General features: G+C 75.2%; 3 protein-coding genes. 2 read left to right on the top strand and 1 reads right to left on the bottom strand.

All coding sequences use genetic code 11. The annotated features are described in order from the left end of the window. On the bottom strand, positions 1–540 hold a 540-nt coding region (locus tag ACTUAL_RS14050; RefSeq protein ID WP_440900550.1), incomplete at its 3' end, for an AMP-binding protein. 221 nt (positions 541–761) lie between these two features. Between ACTUAL_RS14050 and ACTUAL_RS14045 the strand changes: the two genes are divergently transcribed. Together ACTUAL_RS14045 and ACTUAL_RS14040 are read left to right on the top strand one after the other, a co-directional pair. After that, positions 762–1,919 (top strand): TetR/AcrR family transcriptional regulator, encoded by a 1,158-nt coding sequence (locus tag ACTUAL_RS14045; RefSeq protein ID WP_440900549.1) that lies wholly within the window; start codon positions 762–764, stop codon positions 1,917–1,919. A gap of 193 nt (positions 1,920–2,112) precedes the next feature. Continuing rightward, a complete protein-coding gene (locus ACTUAL_RS14040; RefSeq protein ID WP_440900548.1) occupies positions 2,113–2,574 on the top strand; it encodes a hypothetical protein in 462 nt (153 codons plus the stop codon). Positions 2,575–3,065: the final 491 nt, after the last annotated feature.

Below are 3,065 nucleotides of genomic sequence, written 5' to 3'. Positions count from 1 at the left end.
GGTGTACATGATCAGCGCGGTCGCGTCCTCGGGCACGTCCGGCGGGTCGAGCGGCTCGTGCGAGGTGAGGAAGTCCTCGTACGCCACGAAGTTCTCCGGCGCGTCCTCGGGCAGCGCGCCGCCGACCACGACGACCGCGCCCACCCGCGAGGCGGCCGGGACGGCGCTCAGCAGGGGTAACAGGCGCGCGTCCACCACGACGGCGGACGGGGTGCAGTCGGCCAGGATGTAGTCCAGCTCGGGCGGGGCCAGCCGGAAGCTCAGCGGGACGGCCATGGCGCCCAGGCTGTTCGCGCCGAAGACGGTCTCCACGAACCACGGGTGGTTCAGGGTCAGCGTGGCCACCCGGTCGCCCGCCGCGACGCCGCGCCCGGCGAGCGCGGCGGCCAGGCGCAGCGAGCGGTCCGACAGCTGCGACCAGGTGGTGGTCTGCCCGAGGTAGCGCAGCGCGGGCTTGTCCGGGCGGGTGGCCGCGTGGGTGGCGGTGTGCGCCATCCAGTGGTGGCGGAAGGACCAGGGGGGAACCGCGGGGGTCGGCATTGACCACTCCTCGTTGACCGGGGCGGCGAGCGGTTGCGGCGTCATTATGCCGACCCGCGTGGCTGGTTGAGAAGGGGTAAGTTAACCGGAATTCACGCCTTGGGCGGCGTGGTCGGGCGCGGCGGCCGATCCGCGCGGGGCCGTTGGCCTTGGCTTGCTCCGCTTCGTGGTTGACTGGCGCGCATGGCCCTGTTCCCGCGCGTGCGCGCACGGGTGCCGCGGTGACCGCCGAGTCGACCGCGGCCGTCCGACCGCGCAACCGCAAGCAGCTGATCGTCGAGGCCGCGGGCCGGGCGTTCACCGAGCGCGGGTACCACGCGGCGTCGATGGAGGAGATCGACGCAGGCGTCGGCATCACCGCCGCCGCGCTGTACCGGCACTTCCCGAACAATTACGCCCTGTTCGCCGAGTGCGCGCACGTGATGGTGGACCGGCTCGTCGCGGCCCTGGACGAGGTCCCGCCCGGCGCGCCGCTGTCCGACCTGCTCGCGGCCGGGACGCGGGTCACCGTGGCGCACCGGGCGTCCGGCGGGCTGTACCGGTGGGAGGCGCGGTACCTGGGCCGGGAGGACCGGCAGGCGCTCAGGACGAAGTTCGGGCACGTGGTCGAGCGGGTCACCGGCGCGGTGCGGCGCGAGCACCCGCTGCCTCGGGAGCAGCTGCGGGCCGCCGCCGCGCTGGGCGCGATCGGGTCGATCACCATGCACCGCACGTCGATCGCGCCCCGCAGGGCCGCGGAGCTGCTGCAGGCGGCGGCGTCCCGCGTCGTGGCGACCGACCCGGCGGTGGGCGGCGGGCGCCGGGTGCGGCTGCCGACGCAGCCCGAGCCGAGGACCCGGCGCGCGGAGATCCTCGCCGCCGCCGTGCCGCTGTTCGAGCGCGACGGGTTCGCGAACGTCACCAACGGCCGCATCGCCGAGGCGGTCGGCGTGGTGCCGTCGGCGATCTACCGCTACTTCCCCGGCAAGGCCGACATCCTGGCCGCGGCGTGCCTGCAGGACGCGGAGCTGTTCGCGCAGGCCGTGGCGCAGAACCTGCGCGGCGTCACCGAGCCGCGCGAGGCGGTGGCGGCGCTGGCGGCGACGTACGTGGGGTACAACTTCGAGCGGACCGCGCTGACCAGCGTGGCGAGCGCCGAGATCGTCGGGTTGCCGGTGGAGCTGCGGCGACCGCTGGTGGTGGCGCAGCGGGAGCACATCGCGCTGTGGGAGCAGCAACTGCGGGCGGTGCGGCCGGAGCTGGACTCGCGGCAGGCGAGGGTGCTGGTGCACGCCGGGTTCGGCGTGGTGGTGGAGGCCGGGCGGCGGCTGCGGTGGCGGGACGTGCCGGAGAACCGCGACGTGGTGGCGGCGCTGCTGGTGGGGGCGCTGGGGGTGTAGCGCCGGGGTGCGCCGGGACGTCCTCGGCTGTCCCCGACCCGGCTGCCCGTCGGGCCGGGGGACGCTCCGCCCCTGGGCACTGCGCCGTTCGCCGAGGTCGCAGTCGTACGACCGACCCCTGGCCCGGCCTCGCCGCCCGCGGCTACCCTGCGAGTGCCGCCGCGCCGCTGCTCGCCGTCAGGGGGAGGACTTCATGCTGGTGCGTTTCCTGGCACGTGCCGCAGGTGCGGTGGTTCTGGTGGCGGGGTTGTCGACCTCGGTCCTCGCCGGGTCCGCCAGCGCGTGCAGCTGCTTCCCCGGTGACACCGAGGCGGCGCGCTACGCGCGGGCCGACAACGTCTTCACCGCCGTCGTGCTCGACCGGGTCCTGGACCCCGGTGGTTCCAGCTCGGTCTACGACGACAAGTACCGCTTCACCCTCCAGGTCGGGGTCGAGTACAAGGGTTCGGTCCCACCAGCCCCGGTCACGGTCGAGAGCACCGTCCACGGGTCGCTGTGCGGGACGGACCTGCGGGTCGGGGTCGACTACCTGCTGTTCGCCACCTCCTACGACGGGGTGCTCTCCACCGGCTCGTGCAGCGGCAACCGGGGTGCGGCCGATGGCCCTCCGGACCCCGGCTCGAACACCGCGTCGCCCTGCGGGACCGCGCTCTGACCGTCCACTGAGGACTCCGGCGCGCCGTTGTGGGACTCGTTGGTCACGGTGGCGCTCGACCCGCTGGTGCTGGGCTCTCCGCTCCACCTGGGGCACCGACTGCCCGCTGCCGAGCGCCCAGCCCGCCGACCAGCCGCTGTGGTCTTGGTGGCCCAGCCCGTGATCGTGACGCCGGGTCTCGGCGTGGTCTGGCCCGCGATGGTCAGGTTGCTCGCGCCGATCCCGAGCCGGCCCTGGCGTCCGGCGGGGGAGGGCTTGGTGGTGCCCGCGACGTCGAACACGATGGTCCGCCCGGAGCTGGGCGCGGTGCTGATGCCGTGCCGCAGCGAACCGGGCTGCGGGCCCGCGGCGTTGTCGGTGAGGTTGGTGACGTCGTGGACGTCCCCCCCCCCCCCGCCGCCGGCGGGCCTGGCGGGTCCCGCCCCCCCCGGGACAGCGGGCCCCCCCCCGGCGCCCCCCCGCGGGCTGGTGGCGACCAGCCCGGCGAGGGC

It is taken from the genome of Actinosynnema sp. (assembly GCF_052038725.1).
This window is presented reverse-complemented; position numbering and strand designations above follow the sequence as displayed.

Excerpts from the sequence above, each read along its gene's own strand:
- ACTUAL_RS14040 (WP_440900548.1), top strand. The coding sequence starts at position 2,113 with ATGCTGGTGCGTTTCCTGGCACGTGCCGCAGGTGCGGTGGTTCTGGTG.